At 66.0% G+C, this 23,897-nt stretch carries 22 protein-coding genes; 13 read left to right on the top strand and 9 right to left on the bottom strand.

The window, feature by feature from the left end; translation table 11 throughout:
• Genes AC07TU_RS18470 through AC07TU_RS18460 form a run of 3 tightly spaced genes read right to left on the bottom strand, consistent with a single transcriptional unit; the run spans position 1 to position 2,458 of the window.
• On the bottom strand, positions 1 to 705 hold the full coding sequence (locus tag AC07TU_RS18470; protein ID WP_495189397.1) for a serine acetyltransferase: 705 nt from the start codon (positions 703 to 705) through the stop codon (positions 1 to 3).
• Positions 706 to 710: 5 nt separating this feature from the next.
• The gene (locus AC07TU_RS18465) at positions 711 to 1,268 is read right to left on the bottom strand and encodes a polysaccharide biosynthesis/export family protein (protein WP_495189396.1); all 558 of its coding nucleotides are present in this window, start codon (positions 1,266 to 1,268) and stop codon (positions 711 to 713) included.
• Entirely contained in the window at positions 1,265 to 2,458 is a 1,194-nt protein-coding gene (locus AC07TU_RS18460) for a glycosyltransferase (RefSeq protein ID WP_495189395.1), read from the bottom strand. The genes AC07TU_RS18465 and AC07TU_RS18460 overlap by 4 nt, the downstream gene beginning before the upstream one ends.
• A gap of 198 nt (positions 2,459 to 2,656) precedes the next feature.
• Between AC07TU_RS18460 and AC07TU_RS18455 the strand changes: the two genes are divergently transcribed.
• Positions 2,657 to 3,826, top strand: coding sequence for an acyltransferase family protein (locus tag AC07TU_RS18455; protein ID WP_495189394.1), 1,170 nt, complete (start codon positions 2,657 to 2,659; stop codon positions 3,824 to 3,826).
• Positions 3,827 to 3,835: 9 nt separating this feature from the next.
• Here AC07TU_RS18455 and AC07TU_RS18450 read toward each other — a convergent pair whose 3' ends face one another.
• Positions 3,836 to 6,019: a calcium-binding protein gene (locus tag AC07TU_RS18450; RefSeq protein WP_495189393.1), complete on the bottom strand. Its 2,184-nt coding sequence runs from the start codon at positions 6,017 to 6,019 to the stop codon at positions 3,836 to 3,838.
• An 82-nt stretch (positions 6,020 to 6,101) separates the two neighbouring features.
• Here AC07TU_RS18450 and AC07TU_RS18445 point away from each other — a divergent pair, with 82 nt between their 5' ends.
• Positions 6,102 to 6,401, top strand: a complete 300-nt coding sequence (locus tag AC07TU_RS18445) for a hypothetical protein (protein ID WP_495189392.1) — start codon at positions 6,102 to 6,104, stop codon at positions 6,399 to 6,401.
• A gap of 23 nt (positions 6,402 to 6,424) precedes the next feature.
• Here the strand turns inward: AC07TU_RS18445 and AC07TU_RS18440 are convergent, their stop codons facing one another.
• The 3 genes from AC07TU_RS18440 to AC07TU_RS18430 are packed head-to-tail and all read right to left on the bottom strand — an operon-like array spanning position 6,425 to position 10,015.
• On the bottom strand, positions 6,425 to 7,615 hold the full coding sequence (locus AC07TU_RS18440; RefSeq protein WP_495189391.1) for a glycosyltransferase family 4 protein: 1,191 nt from the start codon (positions 7,613 to 7,615) through the stop codon (positions 6,425 to 6,427).
• 37 nt (positions 7,616 to 7,652) lie between these two features.
• Positions 7,653 to 8,663 (bottom strand): NAD-dependent epimerase/dehydratase family protein, encoded by a 1,011-nt coding sequence (locus AC07TU_RS18435; RefSeq protein WP_495189500.1) that lies wholly within the window; start codon positions 8,661 to 8,663, stop codon positions 7,653 to 7,655.
• Positions 8,663 to 10,015 (bottom strand): UDP-glucose dehydrogenase family protein, encoded by a 1,353-nt coding sequence (locus AC07TU_RS18430; protein ID WP_495189390.1) that lies wholly within the window; start codon positions 10,013 to 10,015, stop codon positions 8,663 to 8,665. The genes AC07TU_RS18435 and AC07TU_RS18430 overlap by 1 nt, the downstream gene beginning before the upstream one ends.
• A 536-nt stretch (positions 10,016 to 10,551) precedes the next feature.
• On the opposite strand from AC07TU_RS18430, the gene AC07TU_RS18425 reads away from it, so the two are divergent.
• From AC07TU_RS18425 to AC07TU_RS18400, 6 genes are all read left to right on the top strand, one after another.
• On the top strand, positions 10,552 to 11,490 hold the full coding sequence (locus tag AC07TU_RS18425) for a hypothetical protein (protein ID WP_495189389.1): 939 nt from the start codon (positions 10,552 to 10,554) through the stop codon (positions 11,488 to 11,490).
• A gap of 274 nt (positions 11,491 to 11,764) precedes the next feature.
• Entirely contained in the window at positions 11,765 to 12,622 is an 858-nt protein-coding gene (locus AC07TU_RS18420) for a UTP--glucose-1-phosphate uridylyltransferase (RefSeq protein ID WP_495189388.1), read from the top strand.
• Between the two features lies 1 nt (position 12,623).
• A complete protein-coding gene (locus AC07TU_RS18415) occupies positions 12,624 to 14,804 on the top strand; it encodes a GumC family protein (RefSeq protein ID WP_495189387.1) in 2,181 nt (726 codons plus the stop codon).
• Between the two features lie 12 nt (positions 14,805 to 14,816).
• A complete protein-coding gene (locus tag AC07TU_RS18410) occupies positions 14,817 to 16,157 on the top strand; it encodes an O-antigen ligase family protein (protein WP_495189386.1) in 1,341 nt (446 codons plus the stop codon).
• A 175-nt stretch (positions 16,158 to 16,332) separates the two neighbouring features.
• The gene (locus AC07TU_RS18405) at positions 16,333 to 16,809 is read left to right on the top strand and encodes an SRPBCC family protein (protein ID WP_495189385.1); all 477 of its coding nucleotides are present in this window, start codon (positions 16,333 to 16,335) and stop codon (positions 16,807 to 16,809) included.
• 38 nt (positions 16,810 to 16,847) lie between these two features.
• Positions 16,848 to 16,982: a hypothetical protein gene (locus AC07TU_RS18400; protein ID WP_495189384.1), complete on the top strand. Its 135-nt coding sequence runs from the start codon at positions 16,848 to 16,850 to the stop codon at positions 16,980 to 16,982.
• Positions 16,983 to 17,000: 18 nt separating this feature from the next.
• Here the strand turns inward: AC07TU_RS18400 and AC07TU_RS18395 are convergent, their stop codons facing one another.
• Together AC07TU_RS18395 and AC07TU_RS18390 are read right to left on the bottom strand one after the other, a co-directional pair.
• The gene (locus AC07TU_RS18395; protein WP_495189383.1) at positions 17,001 to 17,318 is read right to left on the bottom strand and encodes an ACT-like domain-containing protein; all 318 of its coding nucleotides are present in this window, start codon (positions 17,316 to 17,318) and stop codon (positions 17,001 to 17,003) included.
• A complete protein-coding gene (locus AC07TU_RS18390) occupies positions 17,296 to 18,228 on the bottom strand; it encodes a dihydrodipicolinate synthase family protein (protein WP_495189382.1) in 933 nt (310 codons plus the stop codon). Before AC07TU_RS18390 ends, AC07TU_RS18395 begins: the two co-directional genes overlap by 23 nt.
• Before the next feature lie 129 nt (positions 18,229 to 18,357).
• Between AC07TU_RS18390 and AC07TU_RS18385 the strand changes: the two genes are divergently transcribed.
• From AC07TU_RS18385 to AC07TU_RS18365, 5 genes are all read left to right on the top strand, one after another.
• Positions 18,358 to 19,686, top strand: a complete 1,329-nt coding sequence (locus AC07TU_RS18385; protein ID WP_495189381.1) for a metal-dependent hydrolase family protein — start codon at positions 18,358 to 18,360, stop codon at positions 19,684 to 19,686.
• A 68-nt stretch (positions 19,687 to 19,754) separates the two neighbouring features.
• Positions 19,755 to 21,437, top strand: coding sequence for an alpha/beta hydrolase-fold protein (locus tag AC07TU_RS18380; protein WP_495189380.1), 1,683 nt, complete (start codon positions 19,755 to 19,757; stop codon positions 21,435 to 21,437).
• 12 nt (positions 21,438 to 21,449) lie between these two features.
• Complete coding sequence (locus AC07TU_RS18375) at positions 21,450 to 22,184, top strand: hypothetical protein (RefSeq protein WP_495189379.1); 735 nt, start codon at positions 21,450 to 21,452, stop codon at positions 22,182 to 22,184.
• Between the two features lie 155 nt (positions 22,185 to 22,339).
• Positions 22,340 to 22,909, top strand: coding sequence for an RNA polymerase sigma factor (locus AC07TU_RS18370; RefSeq protein ID WP_495189378.1), 570 nt, complete (start codon positions 22,340 to 22,342; stop codon positions 22,907 to 22,909).
• Positions 22,878 to 23,858 (top strand): FecR family protein, encoded by a 981-nt coding sequence (locus AC07TU_RS18365; protein ID WP_495189377.1) that lies wholly within the window; start codon positions 22,878 to 22,880, stop codon positions 23,856 to 23,858. Before AC07TU_RS18370 ends, AC07TU_RS18365 begins: the two co-directional genes overlap by 32 nt.
• Positions 23,859 to 23,897: the final 39 nt, after the last annotated feature.

The raw sequence follows: 23,897 nt of genomic DNA, 5'->3' as shown, positions 1-23,897 counted from the left end.
CTAGCGCCAGCCGTGCAGCGCGCCCTCACACGCGGCGAGCAGCTCCGGCGGGGCGAGACGGTTGATATAGCCGTCCGATCCCTGGTCCGAGAGCAGCTTGGCGGGAATCCCGCCGACCACGCCGCGCGCCGGCACGTCCTTCGTCACCACGGCATTGGCGCCGATCGCTGCCTCCGCACCGACATGCACGCCGCCGATCACCTTGGCGCCCGAGCCCAGGAAGGTCCGGTCGCCGATCACCGGGGCGCCGGAGCGCGCGCCGCGGTTCATGTAGCCGAGCACCACGCCGTGCGTGACGTTGACGTTGCTGCCCAGCACCGTGTCGCCATGAAAGTAGAAGCCGCCGAACCGGTTGAGGAACAGACCTGGGCCGATCTCCATATATTCGGGGATGGCGAAGCCATATTTGTAGCGCGCGCGCAGCAGCATCCACTTGGCGAGCGGATAGAGACCAAAGGCCTTGGCGGGCTTGAGCTTGAGCCAGCCGGCGGTGCGCATCAATACGGTGTATTTATAGCCCGGGGTGAAGGCATAGTGCCGCGCGAAGGCGCCGAGGCTGACGCGCCCGGCATAGCGATAGAGATCGGCGGCGAGCAGCGCGCGGAGTTTGGCGAAGCTGACCGGGCAGCCGCGCAGATGGGGCTTGCCGCTTTCGGGCAGCGGCTCTTCGAGCGCCGGATCGGGCGCGAGCGATGCGGTGGCCATGTCCATCAGAAATAGCGCTCGCCAAAACGGATCGTGTCGCCGGGCAGCACGGCGAAATCGGCAGTCAGCGGATAGGTGCGCTCGCCGGCCTCGCCCGCGCGCTTGAGGAAGACGCGCTTCTCGTTGGCTCGGTAGGTGAAGCCGTCCGCCTTCGCGACTGCGCCGCGGATCGTGAGCCCCTGCGTATAGGGGTATTCGCCGGGCTTGTTGACCTCGCCCAATATATAGACGGGGCGGAAGCTCGCGACCTGCACCGTGACCTTGGGCTGGAGCAGATAGCCGTCGAGCAACTCGGTTTCGATCGTCTTGGAAAGCTGGTCGGGCTGGAGGCCGGCGGCCTTGATCTCGCCGAGCAGCGGGAAGGCGATCGTGCCGGCGGGCGAGACTTCGAAATCGCCGCTGAGCGCAACCTCGCCATAGGTCGCGACCTTGATCTTGTCGCCGGGAGACAAGGTGAAGGCGGCGGCGGCCGGCGGCGGGGTGCCGCTACCGGCGAGCGGCGTCTGGCCGGCGCATCCGCTGAGCAGCGCCCCCGCCAATGCGATCTGCATATGCCATTTCATGTGCTTACTCCCGAACGCGCCTGTACATGGTCTCTGGGTCGGGGCGCGGCGGCGGGCGACGCGGCAAGCGCTGCCTCGATCCGCGCCCAATAGTTCGCGGCGGCCTGCTCGACGCCATAAGCGCGCGACCGGGCGAGGGCGCGCGCGCCACAGGCGCTGCGGTGCGGCTCGCTGAGCACCCGGCGGAGCGCCGCGGCGAAGCTTGCAGGGTCATCCGTGGGGACTAATGCGCCGGCATCGACATCGATCCCGCCCGTGACGGCCTTTCGGGGAAGATCGGCCAGAATCTCGGACGGGCCTGAGGCGCAATTGGTGGCGACGACGGGGATGCCGCAGGCCATCGCCTCGACCAGCCCGTTGGGAAACCCCTCGGCATTGGAGGGCATGGCATAGGCCCGGGCGCGGGCGAGCAGCGCATAGGGGTTGGCGACGAAACCGGGCATGTCGACCCGGTCGGCGATGCCCAGAGTGGTGGCCAGCGCCGTGAGCGCGGCGCGCTCCGGCCCTTCGCCGAGGATGACGAGCCGCTCGGCGGGATTCGCCTGCGCATAGGCGCGCAGCAGCATCGCGAAATTCTTGTTGGGCACCAACCGTCCGGCGGCGGCGATATAGGGGCCGGCAGGGGTGAAGGCGGGCGCTTCGGCGGCGAGGCGCGCGATCTGCACATGATCGACCGGGTTGGCGATCGCCGACATGCGTGTGCGTGCCACGCCGAAATTGCCGGCGAGATCGTCGACCACGCCCCGGGACACCGCGATGATGTGCGCGGCGCGCGGATAGGTCATGCGGACCATCGCCTTGGCGGCGATCGCCCCGCGTCCCTTGCCCAGATGCGCGCTGGTGTTGACCCGCTCGCTGATCAGCCAGGGCCGGCCGCGCCCGGCCATCGCCCAGGCATTGGCGACATTGGCGCGAGTGAGGAAGCTGAGCGTGGCATCGGGCGAGAGCCGGCCGATGAGCGTGCGCAGCTGGTTGAGGCTCGGCAGCAGCCGGTGGCGCGCATCGAGCTGATGGACTTCGACCCAGTCGGGCACGGCATAGGCGCGCGGCTCGTCGTCGAGCAGCGCCAGATGCACCTCGTAACGCGCGCGCCACGGTGACGAGCCGCCGAGCAACGTGGTGAGCACGCGTTCGGCGCCGCCACCTGCGAGCGAGTTGATCGCGAACACTATCCGCTTTCTGTCCGGCATCGTTCCCTCGCTGGAATTTGGTGCGTAATCCGGCTCCGGTGAAAAGGCCTATCACGCGAATTTGTTGCGATGCACCATGCGTGGACCCGCTCCATCGTCCGGGTGGGGCGGCTGGCCGATTAGCGAGCGCCGCGCAGTAGTTTCACGGCACCGGGCGGCTATCACCCGCACATCCAGTAACGACGGCGGAGGCGCACGATGGACCTGGGACGAGTCGATACGCGGCGAGTCGAATGTCTCGACGGCCTGCGCGGCCTGGCGGCGTTCTGGGTGCTGATCGGGCACATGATGATCCTCACCGGCTTTCGCCTGCCGCTGGTGAGCAAGCCCGATCTGGGCGTCGATCTGTTCATCCTGCTCTCGGGCTTCCTGATGGTGTTCCAGTATCAGTTGCGCGCCGGCAGCGAGGACTGGAACGCGCCGGGCACCTGGACGGCGTTCTGGACGCGCCGCTTCTTCCGCCTCGCGCCGCTCTTCTACGTGACGCTGGCCGCGGCACTGATCGCGGGGCCCGCCATCTATGAGAGCCGGGTGGCGATCGACAGCTTTCTGGGGCAGGCGCTCCAGCCACGCGAGCGTTATGCCGATGCGAGCCTCGCCAATATTGCCGCGCATCTGAGCTTCGTGTTCGGGCTGCTGCCCGGCTATGCCTTCCGCACCCCGCTGCCCGACTGGAGCCTGGGGCTCGAGATGCAGTTCTACATGGTCTTCCCCTTCCTGGTGCTGCTCGCCCGGCGCACCGGCTGGGTGCCGGCGGCGCTGATCGCCGGCGGTGCGGGCGCGGCGGCGGCGCTGGTGGCGATGGCGGCGGGGCTCGACTATCCGATGCCATCCTTTCTGCCGCTCAAGCTTCACCTTTTCCTGTGCGGCATGTTGATCGCGGCCGATCCCGGGCCGGGCAGGCGGGTCTGGCTGCATCTCGCGGCGGCGATGCTGCTCGCGGCGATCCCCATCGGTGGCGATCAGGATGTGCTCCACTTCGCGGTGCGCGAGCTGCTCGTGCTCGGCTTCTTCGCGTTGGTCCACCTGCGCAGGCTGAGCGCGATCGATAGTGTGGCGCGGCTGCTCGGGAGCCGGCCATTCTACTGGCTGGGAGAGCTTTCCTACGGCACCTATCTGATACACCTGCTGATCCTCCAGCCGGTCGCGGCTGCGATGATCGGCCGGTTCGGCACCGGGCTCAGCGCGCTTGAGCGGTTCGCGCTGACCGGGGCGATCGTCGTGCCGGTCACCTATGGCCTCGCCTATCTCACCTATCGTCTGGTCGAGCTGCCGGGGCAGCGGCTGGGCAAGGCGGTGATCCGGCGCACGACGGGCAGCACCGCGCGATCGCGCCAGACGGCGCCGGAAGAGCTCGCGGCGCCCTGATCCCGCGCGTCAGCCGAAGATGAAATCACTCGGGCTGAGGCTCTGCGTGCCGCGAACGAAGATGCTGTCCATACCCATGGAGATACGAACGCCGTCGGCGCTCGTCGTGAAGCCGAGTTGCTCGTAGGCGATGTCGAAGGCGCTGAGATCGATATGGTCCGCGCCCGCGGCGAAATCGCTGATTTCGTCGGCGCCCGATCCCGGGGCGAAGACGAACCAGTCGGCGCCGCCGCCGCCCACAAGCAGGTCGTTGCCGCCGCCGCCGATCAGGTAATCGGGACCATCGCCGCCATAGAGCTTGTCGGCGCCGCCGGCCACCGTCGCGGTCGACTCGCGGTCGTCGCCATAGAGCCAGTCATTGCCTTCGCCGCCCTCCAGCGTGTCGGCGCCGCCCCTGGCGTTGTCCCGCATCACGTCACCGTCGCCGATCAGGATGTCATCGCCTGCGCCGCCGGCCAGCCGGTCGCTGCCCCCCTTGCCGCTGCTGTAGATATTGGTCGCGTCGCCGATCAGCAGGTCGGCATCGTCGCCGCCGTCGAGCCGGTCATTGGCGCCCTGGCTGCTCAGCCATTCCTGGTCACCGACCAGCCGGTCCGCGCCCGCGCCGCCGATGAGCGTGTCCGACTGCCAGCCGCCGATCAGCATGTCGGCACCCGCCTGGCCCTGAAGCAGATCCTCGCCATTGCCGCCCGCGAGCGAATCGTCGCCCGAATTGCCGGCGATGCTGTCGCCGCCGTCGAGCCCGCCCAGTGAGTCGCTGCCCGCGCCGCCGATCATCGCATTGGCGAGCGCATTGCCGTTGCCGATGAAATCGGTCGCACCGCGGCGGATCAGTCCCTCGACATTGCCGGCAAGCGTGTAGCTGTCGAGCGTTGTCTCGACCCGGTCGACTCCCGCGCCGGCCGCCTCGGTGATCCGGTCACCGATGTCGTCGACCAGGAAGATATCATCACCCACAGTGCCGGACAGCGCATCCGCCGCCGGAATGGCGGGGAGGGGAAGCAGCGCGACAAAGCTGGTCGCGCCGGGCGAGGCCTCGCCCTGATCGATGGTCAGCGTTTCGCGGATCGTCTCGGCGCCGATGAGGCCGGGAAGCGAATCGCGCGTGGCGAGCGTCGACAGCTCGGACCGCGTGATCTCCACGCCCTGCAAGGTGAGTCGTCCCTGCGAGGAAATCACCTTGGTGCGCGATCCGGCATCAGAGAAGTGCCCGCCGATCACGGTGACTTCGGCGTCGTCGTCGAGCCAGAGCTGGTTCTGCTCGGAGATGCCGCCGCGCAGCACCGGGTTCAGGCCGATCGAGTCGATCAGCGTCGCTTCGCCCCAGAGCCGGTAGTTGCGGCCGTTCTCCTCGCTCAGCGCGCCGACGAGCACGGTGCCGGTCGACTTGAGGTCGTAGCCGCCGTCGCTGTTGCCGCGCGCGACCGTGTCGATGAAGCGCACGTCGTGGACGCCGCGCTCGCTCGCGAAGCCGTCGCCGTTGAAATAGGCGCCGGCGGTGCTCTGGATATTCTCCATCACCACGCGGCTGAGCGTGACGTTGTGAACGGTGCCGTCGAGATGGACGCCCGCGGGCAGATCGTCGCCGGTCTGTCCGGCCATGTCCGCCGTGACATCCTCGATCACCACGTTGTTGGTGTCGTACTGCAGGCGGATCGCGGTCCTGGAGAAGCCCTGCACATCGACGTCGCGGATCGCCAGCCCTGCGATCGTCGCTGTATTCGAAGGCCCGCTGGCGTAATTCTCGAAGAAGCGGCGCACATTGTTTGCGTCGACACCCTCGATATGGAGGTTGCTGAGATCGGCAGTCACGCGGAAAGCTGTACCGACATTGTCGATCTGCAGGTCGCGGAACTCGAGATTGTCTGCGCCGGTGCCCAGCTTGAACAGCTCGTTGCCGGCGGCATCGCCCGCTTGCCAGTCGGCTGGACGCGAGCCGACGAAATGCGCCGCCCTGGCATTGCCGGCGGAATCGATGCCGCGCACCACCACCGGCTGGCCCTCCACCCCGCCGCGGGTGATGCCGAGGATGCCGGTGACATTGTAATCGCCCTGGTCGGCCAGCAGCAGCACCTCACCGCCGGGGCCCGCCCTTCCGATCAGCGTGTTGAGCGAACCGATCGCCGCTGCGTTATTGATGTCGCTGCCGCTTTTGTCCCCCGATCCGGTTGGCGAGATGTACAGGCTTGGCATAGCGAACGACCCCTTGCTGTTGTGGCAACGCTAACATCGATCGAGTCGCCATGCTGCGCTGCAGCATGGTTAACTTGGCATTATGCTGATCATCGGTGAGGTTATCGCGATGGACCGTCGTGGACTTTTGACTTCGATTGCAGGACTTGCAGGTGCCGGTGCGTGCGCCGCGCAGAATCCCGCGGGCGAAGACACCGGGCGGCCGCCGCTGGCGATCGACGCCGATGGAGCGGGGCGCTGGCGGATCCGCAGCTGGGCGTGGCGTGACGATGCGTGGCGACCCTCGATTGTGCATGCGGTGCGGGATGCGGCGGGCATCGAGGTGCGCGGGCGGATCGATGCGGCGGACCGGGCGGAAGTGGTGGCCCAGCTGACCGGATAGCTCATTTCACGGACAAAGAGGGGTTAGCCCTCGGCCATACCCGGATGGCCCGAAACGCGAGGCGCCGCCCGGCTCTGAGCCAGTGCGCTGCGATAGACCGCGAGCGTGTCTTCCGCCGCCTTGTCCCAGCTGAAACGGCCACGGATCGTGTCGCGGTCGACCAGGAAATCCGCACAATCCATGTCGAGCCGCTGCGTGAGCGCCGTGACGTCGCCGACCGGGAAATAGTTCCTCGGCTCGAGGCCGATATCGAGATTGGCGGGGATGTCGCTCAGCAGCATCCGTGCGCCGCAGCTTGCCGCCTCGAGCGCTGCGATCGGCAGGCCCTCGTGGTGGGAAGGCATCACGAACAGGGCACAATGTTCGTAGAGGCATTTGAGCGTGGCGCGGGACTGGACTCCGGCGAAGATCACGCGCTCGCCGGCGCGCTCCATCAGCGCGCGGGCATAGTCGCTCTTGTGATCGGTGGCACCGGCGATCACCAGCTTCGCGGTGCTGTTCGATGCTTCGAAGGCGGCGATCAGGTCGTGCAGGCCCTTTTCGGGCACCAGCCGGGCGACGGCGAGCAAGAAGCTGCCACTTTCCACGCCGATCCGCTCCAGCACAAGGCCCGAGTCGGCATCGTCGGGCAGGTCTGACGTGCCGTTCGGAATATAGCTGATCGCCTGGGCGCGGGCGGGGAAGCTGCGCTTGAGCTGGATCGCCAGCGATGGCGAAACGGCGATCACCCGGTGCGCGAAATTGACCGCAAGCCACTCGCCGGCGCGAAGCGCGTTGCGCGCGAGCAGACCCCATTTGGCGCGGTGGTAGTCGGTGCCGTGATGCGTCACGATCACATTCAGCCCGAGCAGCCAGGCAAGCGGCGCCATCAGTCCCGGCCCGATCGCATGGATGTGGATCAAGTCCGCGCCGCGCCGCCAAGCGGAGAGCACGGCGAGGAAGGTGGCGACGATGGCCTCGAGATGCTGCGAGCGGGGGCAGGGGATGCCGATGATCTCGACGCCGCGATGTTCGGTCTCGAGCTCGGGCAGATAGGGCGCCCGGCCCAGCACGATCGATCGATGATCGGGCCACAGCGCCTTGATCCGCGGCAGCAGTTCCTCGCAATGGCTCTCGATCCCGCCCATCACGTGCGGGAATCCGCGCAATCCGGTCACGCAGATGGTAGGCGCGCCATCGGGATCGCCGGTATGCACGCTCGTCCGTTGCAGCATGTTGATACTCCGCACTTGCACCGCCGGATTTCCCGGCTCAGGCCACCGCTGCCATCGGCCCTCTCCCACCCTGTTCGATTTCACTGAGATACCAGTCGACGAACCGCTCGATGCCCAGGGCGAGTGGAACCTTGGGGCTGTATCCGGTTAGGTCGTGGATCGCCGAGATGTCGGCATAGGTCGCGGTGACGTCGCCGGGCTGCATCGGCCGCATCATCTTGATCGCGGGCCGGCCGAGCGCGCGCTCGAGCGTCGCGATCATGTCCATCAGGCCGACGGGATTGCAGTCGCCGATGTTGAGCAGCCGATGCGCGCCGCCGGCCGGTGGTCTGTCGAGCACGCCGACGATGCCGTCGACGATGTCGTCGATATAGGTGAAGTCGCGCGCCATCCGGCCCTCGCCGAACACCTCGATCGGCTGGCCGAGCAGGATCTTCTGCGCGAAGCTGAAATAGGCCATGTCGGGCCGGCCCCAGGGGCCGTAGACCGTGAAGAATCGGAGCCCGCTCTGCGGCAGGCCGTAGAGCGCGGCATAGCTCTGGCTCATCAGTTCGCAGCTTCGCTTGGTGGCCGCATAGAGCGAAACCGGCGCGGTGCAGGGCTCATCCTCGCGGAAGCCGGAGCCGCCCAAAGGCCGCTCGCCATAGACCGAGCTCGACGAGGCATAGACGAGATGCTCGACATTGCCCGCCTGGCGCGCCGCTTCCAGCACGGCGAGATGGCCTTTCAGGTTACTGTGCTCATAGGCGAAAGGGTTCTCGATGCTGTACCGCACCCCCGCCTGGGCGGCGAGATGGACGATGCGCCGCACCCCGTTTCCCGCTACCAGCTCGGCGAGCAATTCGGGGCTGGCGACGTCGCCGCGGACCAGCCGGAAGTCTGCATTGTCAACCAGCCGCGCCGTGCGCGCCTCTTTGAGCGACACGTCGTAATAGTCGGTGAAATTGTCCAGCCCGATCACGCGCTCGCCGCGCGTGAGGAGCCGTTCGGACACCGCATGGCCGATGAAGCCAGCGGCGCCCGTCACAAGGACGGGGCCGCCGACCATCATGCTGCCTGCCTCTCGTTCGAGGTCTCGGCATCCTGCTCCAACTTGCCCGGCCGGCCGACGCTCACATAGCGCAGGCCCGCTTCCTCCGCCTGAGCAGGCGGGTAGATGTTGCGCAGATCGACCAGCACCGGTTCGGCCATGGCCGCCTTCAGGCGCTTGAGGTCGAGCGCACGGAATGCGTCCCATTCGGTGACGATCACCGTGGCTGCCGCACCCTCCGCCGCAGCATAGGCGGACGCCGCATATTCGACGTCGCGAAGCACCGCCGCCGCCGCGGCCATTCCTTCGGGATCGTAAGCACGGACCTTCGCACCGGCATCCTGCAGGGCCTGGATGATCGCGATTGACGGCGCATCGCGCATGTCGTCGGTGTTGGGCTTGAAGGTGAGGCCGAGCACCGCGACGGTGCGGCCACGTGCGCGCCCGTCCATCGCCGCCAGCACCTTGCGGCCCATCGCGCGCTTGCGCTGCTCGTTGACCGCGATCGTCGCCTCGATCAGCCGCAGCGGCGCGTCGTGATCCTGCGCGGTCTTCATCAGCGCCAGCGTGTCCTTGGGGAAGCAGGAGCCGCCATAGCCTGGGCCGGCATGGAGGAACCTGGCCCCGATCCGGTTGTCGAGCCCGATGCCGCGCGCGACTTCCTGGACGTCGGCGCCGACCTGCTCGCACAGGTCCGCCATCTCGTTGATGTAGGTGATCTTCATCGCGAGAAAGGCGTTGGCCGCGTATTTGATCAGCTCGCTCGTACGGCGGCTGGTGAAGAGCACTGGTGCCTTGTTGAGCGAGAGCGGGCGATAGACTTCTGCCATCGGCGCGCGGGCGCGTTCGTCCTCGATGCCGATGACCACCCGGTCGGGCCGCTTGAAGTCCTCGATCGCGGCGCCTTCGCGCAGGAACTCGGGATTGGACGCAACGGCGAACTCGGCTGCCGGATTGCACTCGCGGATGATCCGCTCGACCTCGTCGCCGGTGCCGACAGGCACGGTCGACTTGGTGACGATCACGGTGAAGCCGTCCAGCGCGCCGGCGATCTCGCGCGCGGCGGCATGGACATAGGACAGGTCGGCGTGGCCGTCGCCGCGCCGGCTTGGCGTACCGACAGCGATGAACACGACGTCCGCCGCGCCTACCGGTTCGGAGAGCTCGGTGGTGAATTCCAGATTGCCCGCCGCGACGTTGCGCGCGACCAGTTCGTCCAGTCCGGGCTCGTAGATGGGGATGCCCCCGGCGCTGAGACGGGCAATCTTGTTCGCGTCCTTGTCGACGCAGGTCACGTGATGGCCGAAATCGGCAAAGCACGCGCCCGAAACCAGTCCGACATAGCCGGACCCGATCATTACGATACGCATTACGCATTGCTCCCTGTACGCGGAGACGAAATTTCTGCTGCGTGTGCGAACACTCTGCTTGCGCAGCTGAAGCGTCAACTTGCCAGCTTCGAGGTGAGGGAAATCGGCGGCGAAATGATTTCCGCTCGAATTATGGTTCCAAGCTCGCTGCGCTGCGCAAAAATTACGATGTCGTAATGAATGGCTTCGGCTTCTGCTCGAACGGTTCGTGGGCAATTCGGGTCCACGCGTCGAAACGCTTCGACCTGAACTTGCCACGCACCGGCGATGGAGCAGGAGATTGCTGTGATAAGCGAGGGGGAAATGCCGATGCCTGAAGCTCAACGCACGGCATGCTTCGCCAAGCCAAAGGCGATTTGGCGCGATCAGCTGCAGCGTGATGATCGGCCGGACCGGAATGCGCTCGGTGCCGCGCCTGCCGGCGGCCCGGCGAATCAAGACGCCGAATCGGCACCCGCGTTGCACTGAGCACGCAGGCGCCACACTGCGCCGCATCGTGCTGGTCACGCAACGCCTCTGCCGCCTAGCGCGGCGCCATGGCCGGCATGAACTCCAGCGCCGTCATGGGTCCGGTACGGATCGCCGCGGAAGGCGAGCCCGTTTATGTCGTGCAATCGGGCGCGGCGTATCGTGGCGTGCATGCGCGCAATGTCGGCAACGGCTTGTTCGTGATCCGCGATTCGGTTCGCGGGGTGCAGATTTCCGACATCGAGGTTGTGGGCGGCTACCGCGTGATCGAGAATACTGCCGTGCCGCGTGGAGCAAGCGCCGATTGCGTCGGCCTGCGCGTGCGCGGTGCCAGCGCGAGGGATCTGCGCCGCAGCTTCGCCCGCATCCGCTATGGCAGCCATGACGGCGTGATCGAGGACGTGACCGCCAGCGGCGCGCTCACCGTCGGCGCGCACGACTTGCCGGTGGGCATCGCCTTCGCCGATACCGCACATGATTTCCGGCTTGAGCGCTGCACCATGCGCGGTTTCCGCTGGAAGCGTGGCGACAACAAATACTGGAATGGCGACGGCTTCTCGACCGAGCGCGGCAATGCCCGGATCCTGTTCCGCAAGTGCGCCGCCTGGGACAATAGCGACGGCGGGTTCGACCTGAAATCCACGCAGACTATGCTCGACGACTGCATCAGTGGCCGCAACGCGCGCAACTTCCGGCTCTGGTCGAGCATTCGCGCGACACGGCTGACCAGCCTCGATCCGCGAAAGATCGGCGGGATCGGCGACACCAACCATTTCGCGATCATGGCTGCACAGGGGCTGCGCGTGCCGCTGGTGATCCATATCGAGCATCTGACGGTAAAGAGCGATCATGCCTGGCCGATCTTCGATGTGCATGACGGGCCGGTCCGAATCATCATCGGCTCGCACGATATCCAGGTACCGCCGGGCACGCCGCTTGTGCGCGCGCGCGGCAAGGGTTCTGTGCCGGGTGGGGTATCCTTCGCCGGGCCGCCGCCCAGGCTCTAGGTCGAGAAAGTGGGATGGCGACGGAAGGCCTGCAACGCGCCGCCCCGGAATGTCGCGATACGGGAGCCGATGGGCCGGACGCAGTTCGGACACGCTTCGACGCCACCCTCTTGCTGCAACGCAGCGCAGAAGCGCAGCGTCGGTTTGTCAGGACGTGGCGAAGGTGTTTGCGGATCCGACTGACCTGTTTGGGTAGCGTGTCCGCGAGTTCGTCTCGCCCTGATGATTGATGCTGGTCTTCCGGGGGGAATCAGCAGCCAGGAAAGGGTCGAAGATGCGAAAAGTACGCAAGGCGGTTTTCCCCATTGGCGGCCTCGGAACCCGGTTCCTTCCGGCCACCAAATCGATGCCCAAGGAGATGCTTCCGGTCGTCGACCGGCCGTTGATCCAATATGCCGTCGACGAGGCGCGTGAGGCGGGCATCGAGCAATTCATCTTCGTCACCAGCCGCGGCAAGAGCCTGATCGACGATCATTTCGATCACGCCTTCGAGCTCGAGGAAACCATGACGCGTCGCGGCAAATCGCTCGAGGCGCTCGACGGCACGCGGACGTCCCCGGGTGACATCACCATCGTCCGGCAGCAGGAGCCGCTGGGGCTGGGCCATGCAGTGTGGTGTGCGCGCCGCATCGTCGGCGACGAACCCTTTGCAGTGCTGCTGCCCGACGATCTGATGATCGGCCAGCCGGGCTGCCTCAAGCAGATGGTCGACGCCTATGCCGAGCTTGGCGGCAACCTGATCTGCACCGAGGAAGTAGCGCCGGAGGACACGCGCAAATACGGCATTGTCACGCCCGGCACGCGTGTCGGCGCGACGACCGAGGTGCTGGGACTGGTCGAGAAACCGGCCCCGGAAGTGGCGCCATCCACGTTGGCGGTGATCGGCCGCTACATCCTTCAGCCCGAGGTGATGGACATATTGGGCAGTCAGGAGGAGGGCGCGGGCGGTGAGATCCAGCTCACCGACGCGCTGGCGCGGATGATCGGACAGCAGTCTTTCCACGGCGTCACCTTCCAGGGCAGGCGTTATGATTGCGGCGACAAGAGCGGTTTCGTGACCGCGACGCTCGCGCTTGCGCTTGCGCGGCCCGACATTGCGCCTGCGGTCCGCGCCTTCATGGCTACGGCGTGATATGGATGCGATCACCCGGCGCCTGCCGCCGCGCCGTGATGCGGACCCGCAGGTCGATCGCGGCGCGCTGATCGATCTGCGCCATGTCGGCGCAGTTCTCCGCCGGCGCTGGATGATCCTCTGTGCGGCGATGCTCGCGGCGATCACAGTCGCCGCGGCCGCCTATCTGGTCGCCGAGCCGCGCTATCTCGCCACTGCACAGGTTGCGCTCGAGCGCACGGCCGAGCGCGTGATCAACGTCGATTCGGTCATCCCCACTACCGATCCCGATTCGGCAGCGGTGGATACCGAGGTGCAGGCACTGCGCTCACCCGAGCTGATCGGGCGGGTGGTTGACCGGTTGCATCTCGATCGCGACCCTGCGTTCAACAAGGCCGCCGTGCCGGATCAGCCCGTGCCTGCGCAGCCCGACCTGATCGGGCGTCAGCGCGCGATCGGCACGTTGCTGGGCGGCCTCACGGTGAAGCGCGACGGACTCTCCTACTCGATCAGCGTCTCGTATGAAGGGGCCACGCCGGCCCAGGCGGCGCAAATCGCCAATGCGCTGGTCGACGACTATGTCTCCGGTCAGGCGGGCGCCAAGGCCGACGCGACACAGCGCGCGCGGAAGTTCCTCGATCAGCGGTTGCAACAGCTGCGGTCGCAAGTGCTCAACGCGGAACGTGCGGTTGCCGATTATCGTTCGGCGAACAATCTGTTCGCCGTCTCCAACGCCAGCACAATAACCCAGCAGGAACTGTCCGGCCTCTCGACGCAGCTCGCCCAGGCCAGGGCTGAGAATGCTGCGGCCCAGGCGCGGCTCGCGGCGGCGCGCGCGCAGCTGCGCGGCGGGCGGAGCGGCGAAGAACTGGGCGATTCGCTTGATTCGCCGGTGGTCAGCCAGCTGCGTGGCCAGCGTGCCGAGGTGGCGCGCGAAGTGGCGGCGCTGGAGCGGCGTTACGGCCCGCGCCATCCGGAACTCGTCCGTGCGCAGAGTCAGCTCCGCGTGGCCGATCAGGCGATTGCTGCCGAAGTGCAGCGCATCGTCAGCAATGTCTCCATTCAGGCGAGCATCGCCAGCCAGCGGGCGGCCTCGCTTGCCGGATCGGTGGCGCAATCGCAGGGCAAGCTCGCCAACGACAACGAAGCCTCGGTCCGGCTGGGTGAACTTGAGCGCAACGCGGAATCGTCGCGTACACTCTATCAGGCGTTCCTCGACCGCTATCGCCAGACGGTAGCGCAGTCCGGTCTTGAGCGCAGCGATTCCTACATCGTCAGCCGGGCGCGCGTACCAGGTGCGCCAAGCTCGCCCAACGCGCTGATCTATGCAGCGATGGCGGTGGTCGGTGGACTGGGTGTGGGCGTGTTGCTTGTGGTGCTGCTCCAGTTGCTCGAGCGCGGGCTCGAGACCAGCGACGCGATCGAGGAGGCGCTGGCACTGCCGACGCTCGCCTCGATCCCCGATGCCGGCACGCTGCCCGGCTATCGCAAGTCCGGCCTGCCCGCGCCACCGGCGGAATTGCTGCTCAAACGGCCGCAATCGACCTTCGCCGAGGCGTTCCGCACTTTGCGCACCTCGATTCAGTTCGCCGAGGCGACCAAACCGATCCGCGTCGTCGCGATCACCTCCGCGGTGCCCGGCGAAGGCAAGACCACAACCGCAATGGGTCTGGCGCGCGCAGTGGCGGCGGCCGGCGGCAAGGTGCTGCTGATCGACTGCGATGCGCGCCGACGCGCCTCCAGCCGCCAGTTCACCGACAATGTCACGCTGGGGCTGGACGAGGTCCTCGCCGGCCGCGCCACGCTGGAGCAGGCGATCGTCAAGGACAGCCTGTCCGATGCGTGCGTGTTGCCGCAGCGGCTCGATTCCAGGGGCATCAGCCTGGCCGAGAGCCCGAGGCTCGCCGAGCTGATCGAGCAGGTACGCGAGCGCTACGACCTGGTGATTCTCGACACGCCGCCGGTGCTGCCGGTCGACGAAGCGCGCGTGATCGCCAGCATGGCGGACGGCGTGGTGTTCCTGGTACGCTGGCGCAGGACGCCGTCCAAGGCGGCCTCGGTGGCGCTCAGGCGGCTCTATGACGTCCATGCCGAGATACTCGGCGCGGTACTGACGCTGGTGGACGTGCGCGAGCAGGAGCGGGCCGGCTATGAGGGCGGCGGCACCTTCCTGAAAAGCTACCGCCATTATTATGCGGACTGACCGGGCGGTGCCGTGAACCCGCAGGCGCTGCCCTACGGCCCGGCCTTCGGGCTTGGCGTGCTGTTGCCGGTGACGGTGCTGCTACTGGTGCCGTTGGTGATCGCGGCGCGGCGGGCGGGAAGTATCGCGGGCACCTTCGTCGTGGTGGCATTGTGGCTGCGCTATACCGCCGGGGCCTATCACCTCTACATGTTCAAGCCGCTTGCGGCCGGGCTTTCGGGCAATGCGCTGCTCTCGATCGGGGTGACCGTGTTCGGACTGCTCTTCGTGGTGCGGCCGGCCAATCTCGCGCTCAAATGGCTGCTGCCGGTCTATGCGCTGGTCGTGCTGGCGCTGGTCAGCGCGGCGCTCAACGGTGATCCGGCGGGCGGAATCAATGCGGGCGTCAAATACGCCTATATGATCGTGATCGTCCTCGCGGTGTTCCAGGCGTTGCGGATCGACCCCGAGGCGCGGTTCCTCAGCTGGGCGATGGTCTCCTTTCTGCCGCTGCTGGTGTTCCAGGCGCTGTCGCTGGCACTGCACCTGCCCAAGGGCTCGGAGGATGGCGACGGGCTCGTCTGGATCGGCGGCTACAACCACGAAGCGGCGTTCTCGGTAGCGATGATGACCGGATTCCTGGTCGGATGTTTCGCCAGATCGGCGCCGCGCTGGGTGCAGGCCGCGTTCCTGGCGGCGACGTTCCTCGGTGTCCTGCTCGCCGGCTACCGCACGACGATCCTGGCGTTCGCACCGCTGGCGCTGGCGATCTTCCTGAGCGGGCTCACGCTGAGCGTGCGGCGCGACCAGCGCGTGCCGATGGCGGTGACGGCAGCGGTGGCGGGGGTGCTGCTCGTTGCGGTCGGGGTGTTGCTCTACAGCGCCAGGTTCACGGACCTGGCCGCTTTCCTCTCGGACCCCGTCGGCCTCATCAAGCCGCCTCGCGACTTCGACTATCTCGAGCGCCAGGTGATGTCGGCGCGGCCGCTGATCTGGAGCAGCTACATATACGCCTGGGCAGATGGCACGCCGCTCCAGCATCTGCTCGGCTTCGGACCCGAGAGCTGGCAAGGGGTGTTCAAGGTCTATCCGCACAATACCCTGGTCAGCACGCTCTATGAGCTTGGCTGGTTCGGCGTGGCGGCGATGATCGCGCTCTGGACGGTGATGTTCGCGGCGGCCGCCGCCGCGCGGGGCGAGCGCTTCAAGCTGCTCGCGGCGCATTTCGCCTTCTTCCTGCTCAATATGGCGACAATGCCGTTCTGGCAGGTGGAGGGGCTGGCGATGTACGGGCTGCTCTGCGGCTACACGATATTCGCCATGCGGACGGCGGCGCGGCCTCGCCTGGCTCCGCTGCGCCTCGCCCATTCCTGAGCGAGAAAGCCGGTCTGTCCGGATTCTGAAATGGCCGCCTCCCGGGTTTCGACCGTCAGCAAGCGTGGCTGCAGTTCGCGCCTACCTCGCGGCAAGCCATTGCCTTGGGGATGGTAGCTGCTCAGGCTTGCTGCAACTGCAGGCTAATCCGCAAACGACTATTGAGGATTGAACTATGTCTTTTCAGACAGTCACCCAATCCGTCCGTATCGCGGCCAAACCTCAGGATGTGTGGGACGCCCTCATTGATCCCGATGCCGGAGACAAGTGGCGCAATGCGCACTTCAGGACCGATTGGCAGGCTGGCGGGCAAATCCAAATAGAAGCGTTCATCGGGACAAAGCGCTACCGCGACAAAGGCCGCGTCATTCAAATCCAGGCGCCCTTGCTTCTCGAATACAGCTATTGGTCACGGGTTTCCGGTTTGGCCGACGTCCCTCAGTCCTATTCGACCGTCACGATGGCGCTTGAAGCTGATGGAGCAGATACGACCCTGACGGTGACGCAGAAGGTGCCTCCATCACCCGTTCGCCGAGGGAAGGGATGGGAAATCGGAGAAGATTCCGGCTGGAGGCATGTCTCGTTCTATTGGCGCATGACTCTTCCGATCCTGAAGCGGATCGTCGAGGAAAAGGGCACAGCAGATATGTGATGAGAGAAACACGAAGCAGATCGGATTCGACAGCGATCGTGACTATTGCGGCCCGCTTTCCCGAGGATGGCGACTTCGAGCAGCGCATGCAGGCGGCTGAGCTTGACTATGTGGCCAGTTCGAAGGCGATGCAGATGGCGATAGCCGAGAATTACGCCGGGCTTCCGCTCTAGGAGAAGTCCTCAGCCGCTTCAAAAATCGCGGCTCGGGCCCGGCGTCCGGCTTGAGGGTGAAGTCGCTGGTTCGATTCGCATCACTATGATCGACCGTATCGAAATAACGCGCTGGATGCGGCTGACCAGCAGATCGGCCAGGCGCTCTTCAGGGTCGTCGAAGATGATCGTGAGCGAGAGACCTGCGCCAAGTCCGTGCAATGACATCGCCGCCGGTATCAGCGATTGCTGGGAAAAGATGCCGAGCACGCGCGGCAACATTTCGGCACAGCGATCGGCTTCGATGGTCAGGCGAACGCGACCATGATCCCGCTCAGACCGGGCGGTCGCGGACATCGTAGCCATAATGCTTGTCGAGCTCGAGTTCGCTGATCGCGCGAATGCCCGCCGAAAGCGTCGCGGGATCGAGCCCACGAAGCGGCTTGCGCAGGCTGCCCACCGGGAGCCCGCATGCGCGCATCAGCGACTTCACCGCAACCGGATTGATCGCCGAATAGTTGAAGTGCATCAGCGGCAGCAGCGCCAGATATTGCTCGCGGAAACGCGCGGAGTCGCCGTGGTTGCGCCAGGGCGTCGACAGCGTCGCCATCTCCGCCGGGGCGAGGTTGCCGGTCATGTTGGCGGTGCCGTGTCCGCCCAGCGCCATCGTGGGCACGACCAGCCCCAGATTGGGGGAGTCGCAGCACATCACTGATATGTCCGGGCGCGCGGCAAGGATCCGGCCGACCTGGCCCACGCGCGCGGTCGATTCCTTGTGAACGACAATGTTCGGGTGCGCGAACAGCTTGAGCAGCTGCGTCCAGTCGAGGTCGGTCTTCACGCGCGGCGGGTTATTGTAGATGCCGAGCGGCAGGTCGGTCGCGTCGGCGATCTCCATATAAAAGTCGACGATGTCGCTCTCCGGCGCGCAGATATAGGGTGGCGGGGCGATGATCGCCCCATCGGCGCCGCTCGCCGCGGCGAAGCGGACATTGTCGATCACCTGATCGGTGGTGGCGCCGCTGCAGCCGTAGAAGAATAGCATGTCGGCGGGGCGTAGCTTCACCGTTTCGACGATCAGGCGCTTCTTCTCCTCAGGAGTCAGCAGGGTCGGCTCGCCGGTCGATCCCATGAACAGCACCGCGCGGGTGCCATGGTCGCCCAGATGCCGGATCAGCGTACGGAAGGCGCCGAAGTCGATGCCCCCGCTTGAATCGAACGGGGTCACCGTCGCCACGAACGAACCTTCGATCCGCATCTTCGCCATCTGTGTCTTCCTTGCCCTCTGGATTGTCGCAGGCCCTTCCAGCTACGACGGGTAAGCCGCACCGATCCGCCAGTCCGACTGGCGGAAATGCGCGCGCCGGGCGTCGTTCCGGGCAGGAGGAGGGCAGGCATGGGGATGACTCGCATCGGGAAAGTGGTGGCAGCGGCGCTTGCCGGGGTGATGCTCTGCTCGGCGGCACCGCAACGCGGCGTGCCGCCGGCGGGGGAGGGGCTGATCGCGCTCAAGGCGGCGCGGCTGTTCGATGCGACCAGCGAGCGGATGCGCGACGACGCAGTGGTGCTGGTCCGCGACGGCCGGATCGCCGGGGTCGGTGCTTCCGCCGATATCCCGCCGGGAACGCAGGTGATCGACCTGGGCGATGCGACTTTGCTGCCCGGCTTCATCGACGCGCATTCGCACCTGACGCTCGAATCCGATGCCGATTACTATCGTCACGTCTTCAAGCAGATGATGCGCACGCAGAGCGAGCAGGCCTTCTACGCCGGGGCCAATGCCCGGGCGACGCTGGAGGCCGGCTTCACCACCGTGCGCCATGTCGGCGCGCGCTATTTCATCGACATCGGGCTGCGCAACGCGATCAACGCTGGTCTCATACCCGGTCCGCGCATCCTGGCCGCAGGCAACCCGATCACCGCGCGCGGCGGAAGCTGCGACCAGCCGCCATTTCCCGCTGAACGTGTCGCACCCAAGACTGCGATCGACGGCGTCTGTTCGGGCGGTGCCGAATGCCGTGAGGCGGTTCGCCACCAGATGAACAACGGCGCCGACGCGATCAAGATCTGCGTCTCCGGCGGGGTCCTGTCCTGGGACCCGGTGGACGTGCCGCAGCTGACGCGCGAGGAGATCACGGCCGCCGTCGAGGAAGCGCATAATTGGGGCCGCAAGGTCGCTGCGCACGCGCATGGCGATACCGTCGCGCGGATCGCGATCGAGGCGGGCGTGGATTCGATCGAGCATGGCAGCTTCCTCAGCGAAGCGACGCTCAAGCTGATGAAGGCCAAGGGCGTGTTCCTGGTGCCGACCTGTACCGCGATCGACTGGGTCGAGAGCCATTCGGGCAACTATCCGCCCAACATCGCCGAAAAGGCGATCACCGCATCGAAGGCGCATCACGACATGCTGCGCATGGCGATCCGCATCGGTGTGCCGATCGCGGCCGGCACCGACATGAGCGTGGTCGACAAGGGCCATGGCAAGAACGCGATCGAGATGGTGCTGCTCACCCGTTACGGCATGCGTCCGGCCACGGCGCTGATCGCCGGCACACGCGAAGCGGCGCGGCTGCTCGGCATCGCCGATCGGGTCGGAACGATCGAGACCGGCAAGGATGCCGACATCGTCGCGGTCGCGGGAAATCCGGTTGCGGATATCGCTGCGACGCAGAAACCGATGCTGGTGATGCAGCGCGGGCGGATCGTGATGCGAAAAACCGGCTGACCGACTAGCGGAAACCGCTGCCGCATCCATCCTCCCTTTGAAGGGATAGTTTTGCGAGGGGGATGCACGTGATCGGACTGGGTTCGTCAATCGGCAGGGCATGGCGTTTGATCGTCATGCTGATCACGGTCACGCTGGCGCTTCCCGCCGCGGCGCAGCTCAATTTCTCGGTCCAGCTTCCCGCCGATGCCGGCGGTCCGGTGACCGGGCGGCTGATCGTGGTTGCCGCCGGCACCGATGTCGCCGAGCCGCGCAACGCGATCGGAATGCTTGGCCCGCCATCCTTCGCGGTCAATGTCGATGCGCTGAAGCCGGGGGCCAGCGTCACCGTCGGGCAGGATTCGGTCGGCTACCCGATCGATCTCAAGAGTCTCCCGCCCGGCGAGTACAACGTCCAGGCGGTGCTGATCCGTTATGTCCAGACAAAACGATCGGACGGTCATACTTTATGGGTGCCTGCACCCAACCAGGCCCGCGCGCCCGCCTATCTCAGTGGCGGCAATCTCTTCAGCAAGGTCGCCAAGGTCCGCATCTCGCCGGTGGCGAGCGCGCCGATCGCGCTGGCGCTGACCGAAACGATTCCGCCGCCGGCGGCCCCTGTCGAGACGCCCTGGCTCAAGCATGTGCGCATCAAGAGCAAGGTGCTGTCGGACTTCTGGGGCATCCCGATGACCATCGGCGCGACGGTGCTGCTGCCCAAGGGCTTCGACGAGCATCCGAACGCACGCTACCCGGCGGTCTATGCGTTGAGCCATGGCGACATCCCGTTTGGCTTCACCACCGATGAGTCGACCGATACGCCGCGAGCGCGTGAGCGCGCTGCCGACGGCGCGCTGGAGACCGGATACCAGTTCTACAAGGATTGGGACGGTGAGGGGATGCCGCGCTTCGTCGCAATCACGCTGGAGCAGTACAGCCCCTATTTCTTCGAATCCTATGTCCTCAACTCGGCCAATAACGGCCCGTGGGGCGACGCGATCACCAAGGAGCTGATGCCCTATCTGGAGAAGAAGTTCCGGTTGATCGACCAGCCCTATGGCCGGATCGTCGAGGGCGCATCGACGGGGGGGTGGGAGACGCTCGCGCTTCAGCTCCACTATCCCGACATGTTCGGCGGGGCATGGATCTTCAATCCCGATCCGATCGACTTCACCCGCTGGGGCGTGGCCGACATCTATCGCGAGCCGAACATGTTCGAATATCGCGTCAGCGAGTGGCAGGTTGCCGAGCGCCCATTCCGCCGGACACGCGAGGGGCTGCCCGGCCTGTCGATGCGCGACCTGTCCAAGCTGGAGCTGATGCTGGGCGATCGCGGGCGCGGCTTCTATCAGCTCGCGATCTGGCAATCGACCTATGGCCCGACTGACAAGGATGGCTATCCGCGCGCGCTGTTCGACCCGCTGACCGGCGTCATCGACCGCGAGGTCGCCGAATATTACCGCACCAACGGCTTCGACTTGACCCATTACGCGAAGACCAACTGGGCGAAGCTCGCGCCGAAACTGTCGGGCAAGCTCAACTTCTTCGCCGGCGAGCAGGACGAATTCTTCCTCAACTTGGGCGTCTACAAGTTCGAGGAGATGGTGCGCGAGGTCGGCGGCGCGAACTATCCGATCCGCTTCGAATATGGCCGGCCCAAGAAGGGGCATAACTGGCACCACACCGACTGGACCGGGGTGATCAAGGAGATGGGCGCGCATGTGCGCAAGAACGCCCCCGCCGGCGCGCCCGTCGCCGACTGGAACTATTGAGGAGAGCGAACGATGACGGCACCCTCCTGGAGAATGGCGCTGGCGCTTGGCACCGCGCTCGGCATCGGCTCATTGCTGCCCGGCGGCTGGGCGGTCGCCACCTCGACCCCGGCGGAGAAGTCGCGCGTCGCGACCTTTGACGAGATCAATGTCGGCCGGGTCAACATCGTCGAACCGAACGGGAAATACCGGCTGGTGCTCGCCAACAAGGCGCGCTTCCCGGGCCTGTTCATGGATGGCAAGGAGTATAAGCATCACAGCCGCGATCAGGGCGGGATGCTGTTCTTCAATGACAATGGCGACGAGGTTGGCGGCATGGGCTTCGGCAACCGCACCGTCGACGGCAAGAATTCGGCGAGCGCCTCGATCCTGTTCGATCAGTACAAGCAGGATCAGACTGTCGGGATGGTCTATTCAGAGAACGACCGCAGGCGCGTGGCCGGGGTCCGCGTCTGGGATCGCCCCGATGCGTCGATCCAGCCGCTGATGGAGATGAGCGACCGCGCCGCGCGCGAGCCGACCGAGGCGGGCAAGGCGAGGATCCGCGAGGAGATGATGGCGCATGCCAAGGCCAATGGCGGCGTTGGCGCCGAGCGCTTCTTTGCCGGCAAGCAATTGGAGGACGCGATCGTCCGGCTTGCCGACAAGGAAGGACGGCCGCGGCTGGTCATGAAAGTGGGCAGTGACGGATTGCCGGTGATCGAGTTCCTGGGCGAGGATGGTAAGGTAGTGAAGCGTATCACGTAGTAGATGCTTCTTGGTTGATGCAAAGATTGTGCGTTGCGGATGCTTCGATGTCCGTGCGGTATTCTCGTGATTTGTCAGTATATTACTTCAATATTATTTGGTGTTTTTGACGATTTTTCCTTGACGGCTGCGCGGTTTGCTGATGCTCTGCCGGGATGGACCATCAGGCCCGCCTTCTCTGGTTCGCGCGCGAAGTGCTTCCGCACGAGGGCGACGTTCGGCACTGGCTTGCGGGACGTATCCGCGGCCTCATCTCGTGTGAACTCGATGAGGTGGTGCAGGAGGCCTATGCTCGCATCTGGACGGTCGATATCGATCGGATCGTGAGTGGGCGCGCTTATCTGTTCGTCACCGCGCGCCATATCGTCGGCGAGCATCTTCGCCGGTCGCGGATCGTGTCGATCGAACTGATGGCGGATTTCGACTCGCTGAACATCGTCGATGAAGAGATCGGCGCGTTTCGCCGGCTGAGTGGCGAGCAGGAGCTGGCGCGGCTGCACGCCGCGATCGCAACCTTGCCTCCCAAATGCCGGCAGGCGTTCCAGCTCAAGAAATTCGAGGAGTTGTCGCAACGTGAGATCGCCGAGCGTATGGGCATCTCGGAAAGCACGGTCGAGAAGCACCTGGCGAAGGCGCTGCGGCTGTTGATGGAAGCGATGAAGGCGCCACGGATGGGCGCGGAGGATGACGAGCGTGGCAAGCGTAGGTTCTGGGGATTCGGATAACGCCGAGTCGCGCGCCGCCGCCTGGGTCATCCGTTCTTCCGAAGGTCCGCTGACCGCTGAAGACCAGCAGGCGCTCGACGCGTGGCTGGCGAGTGACACGCGGAACCTCGGGGCATGGGTGAAGGCGCAGGCGGCGTGGCTCGATGTCGACCGGCTGGTCGCGCTGGATACCGGCACGGCGAACGAGCCGGTGCGCGTCACCAAACCGCTGCCGTGGCGCAAGATGGCGATCGCTGCATCTGTGCTGCTTGCGGTCGGGCTCGGCTTCGTCGCCGAGGACCGGCTGCCCGGCCGGATCGAGACCGCGCGCGGCGAGGTGCGCCGCGTCGCGCTCGACGACGGATCGACGATGTTCCTGAACGGCGACACGTTGCTTCAGGTGCGCTTTTCCGATGGCCAGCGCCGCATCGTGCTGCGCCGCGGTGAAGCATCGTTCAAGGTCGCGCATGATGCCGCACGGCCATTCGTGGTCGAGGCGGGGAATGTCTCCGCGCGTGCGGTTGGTACCGACTTCACGGTCGGCAAGGCAGCGGACGGCGATATTGCGGTGACGGTCGCCGAAGGACGCGTGAAGGTGACCGACGCCGAACGCGGGGCGGCGCGCCAGCTCGTGCTGGACCGTGATGAACAGTTCGTTGCCGCGACGATCGGTCCGCGCCGCGCGCGGCTCGATCCGCGCGAGGTGCAGCGGCAGCTTGCCTGGCGCAGCGGCCAGCTCATCTTCCGCGGCCAGATGCTCGCGACCGCCGCGGCTGAGGTCAACCGGCATGCCGCCAAGCCGGTGGTGATCAACGATTCCTCGCTCGGGCGGGCCGAGTTCATGGGGGTATTCCGCGTAGGCGATTCGCGTGCCTTTGCCGACGCCGCGGCGGCGGCCTTCAACGGCGAGGTAAGCGAGACCCCTGACGCCTTCGTCCTCGCACGCAAGCAAAATTCTCCCTCGCACTAGCGTCCGATCAGGGGCTGCGCGGACGGAAGCACATCCCGA

It is taken from the genome of Sphingomonas sp. GW821-FHT03E12, assembly GCF_059420685.1.
Note: the sequence above shows the minus strand (reverse complement) of the source record. Positions and strands in the feature narration are given on the sequence as shown.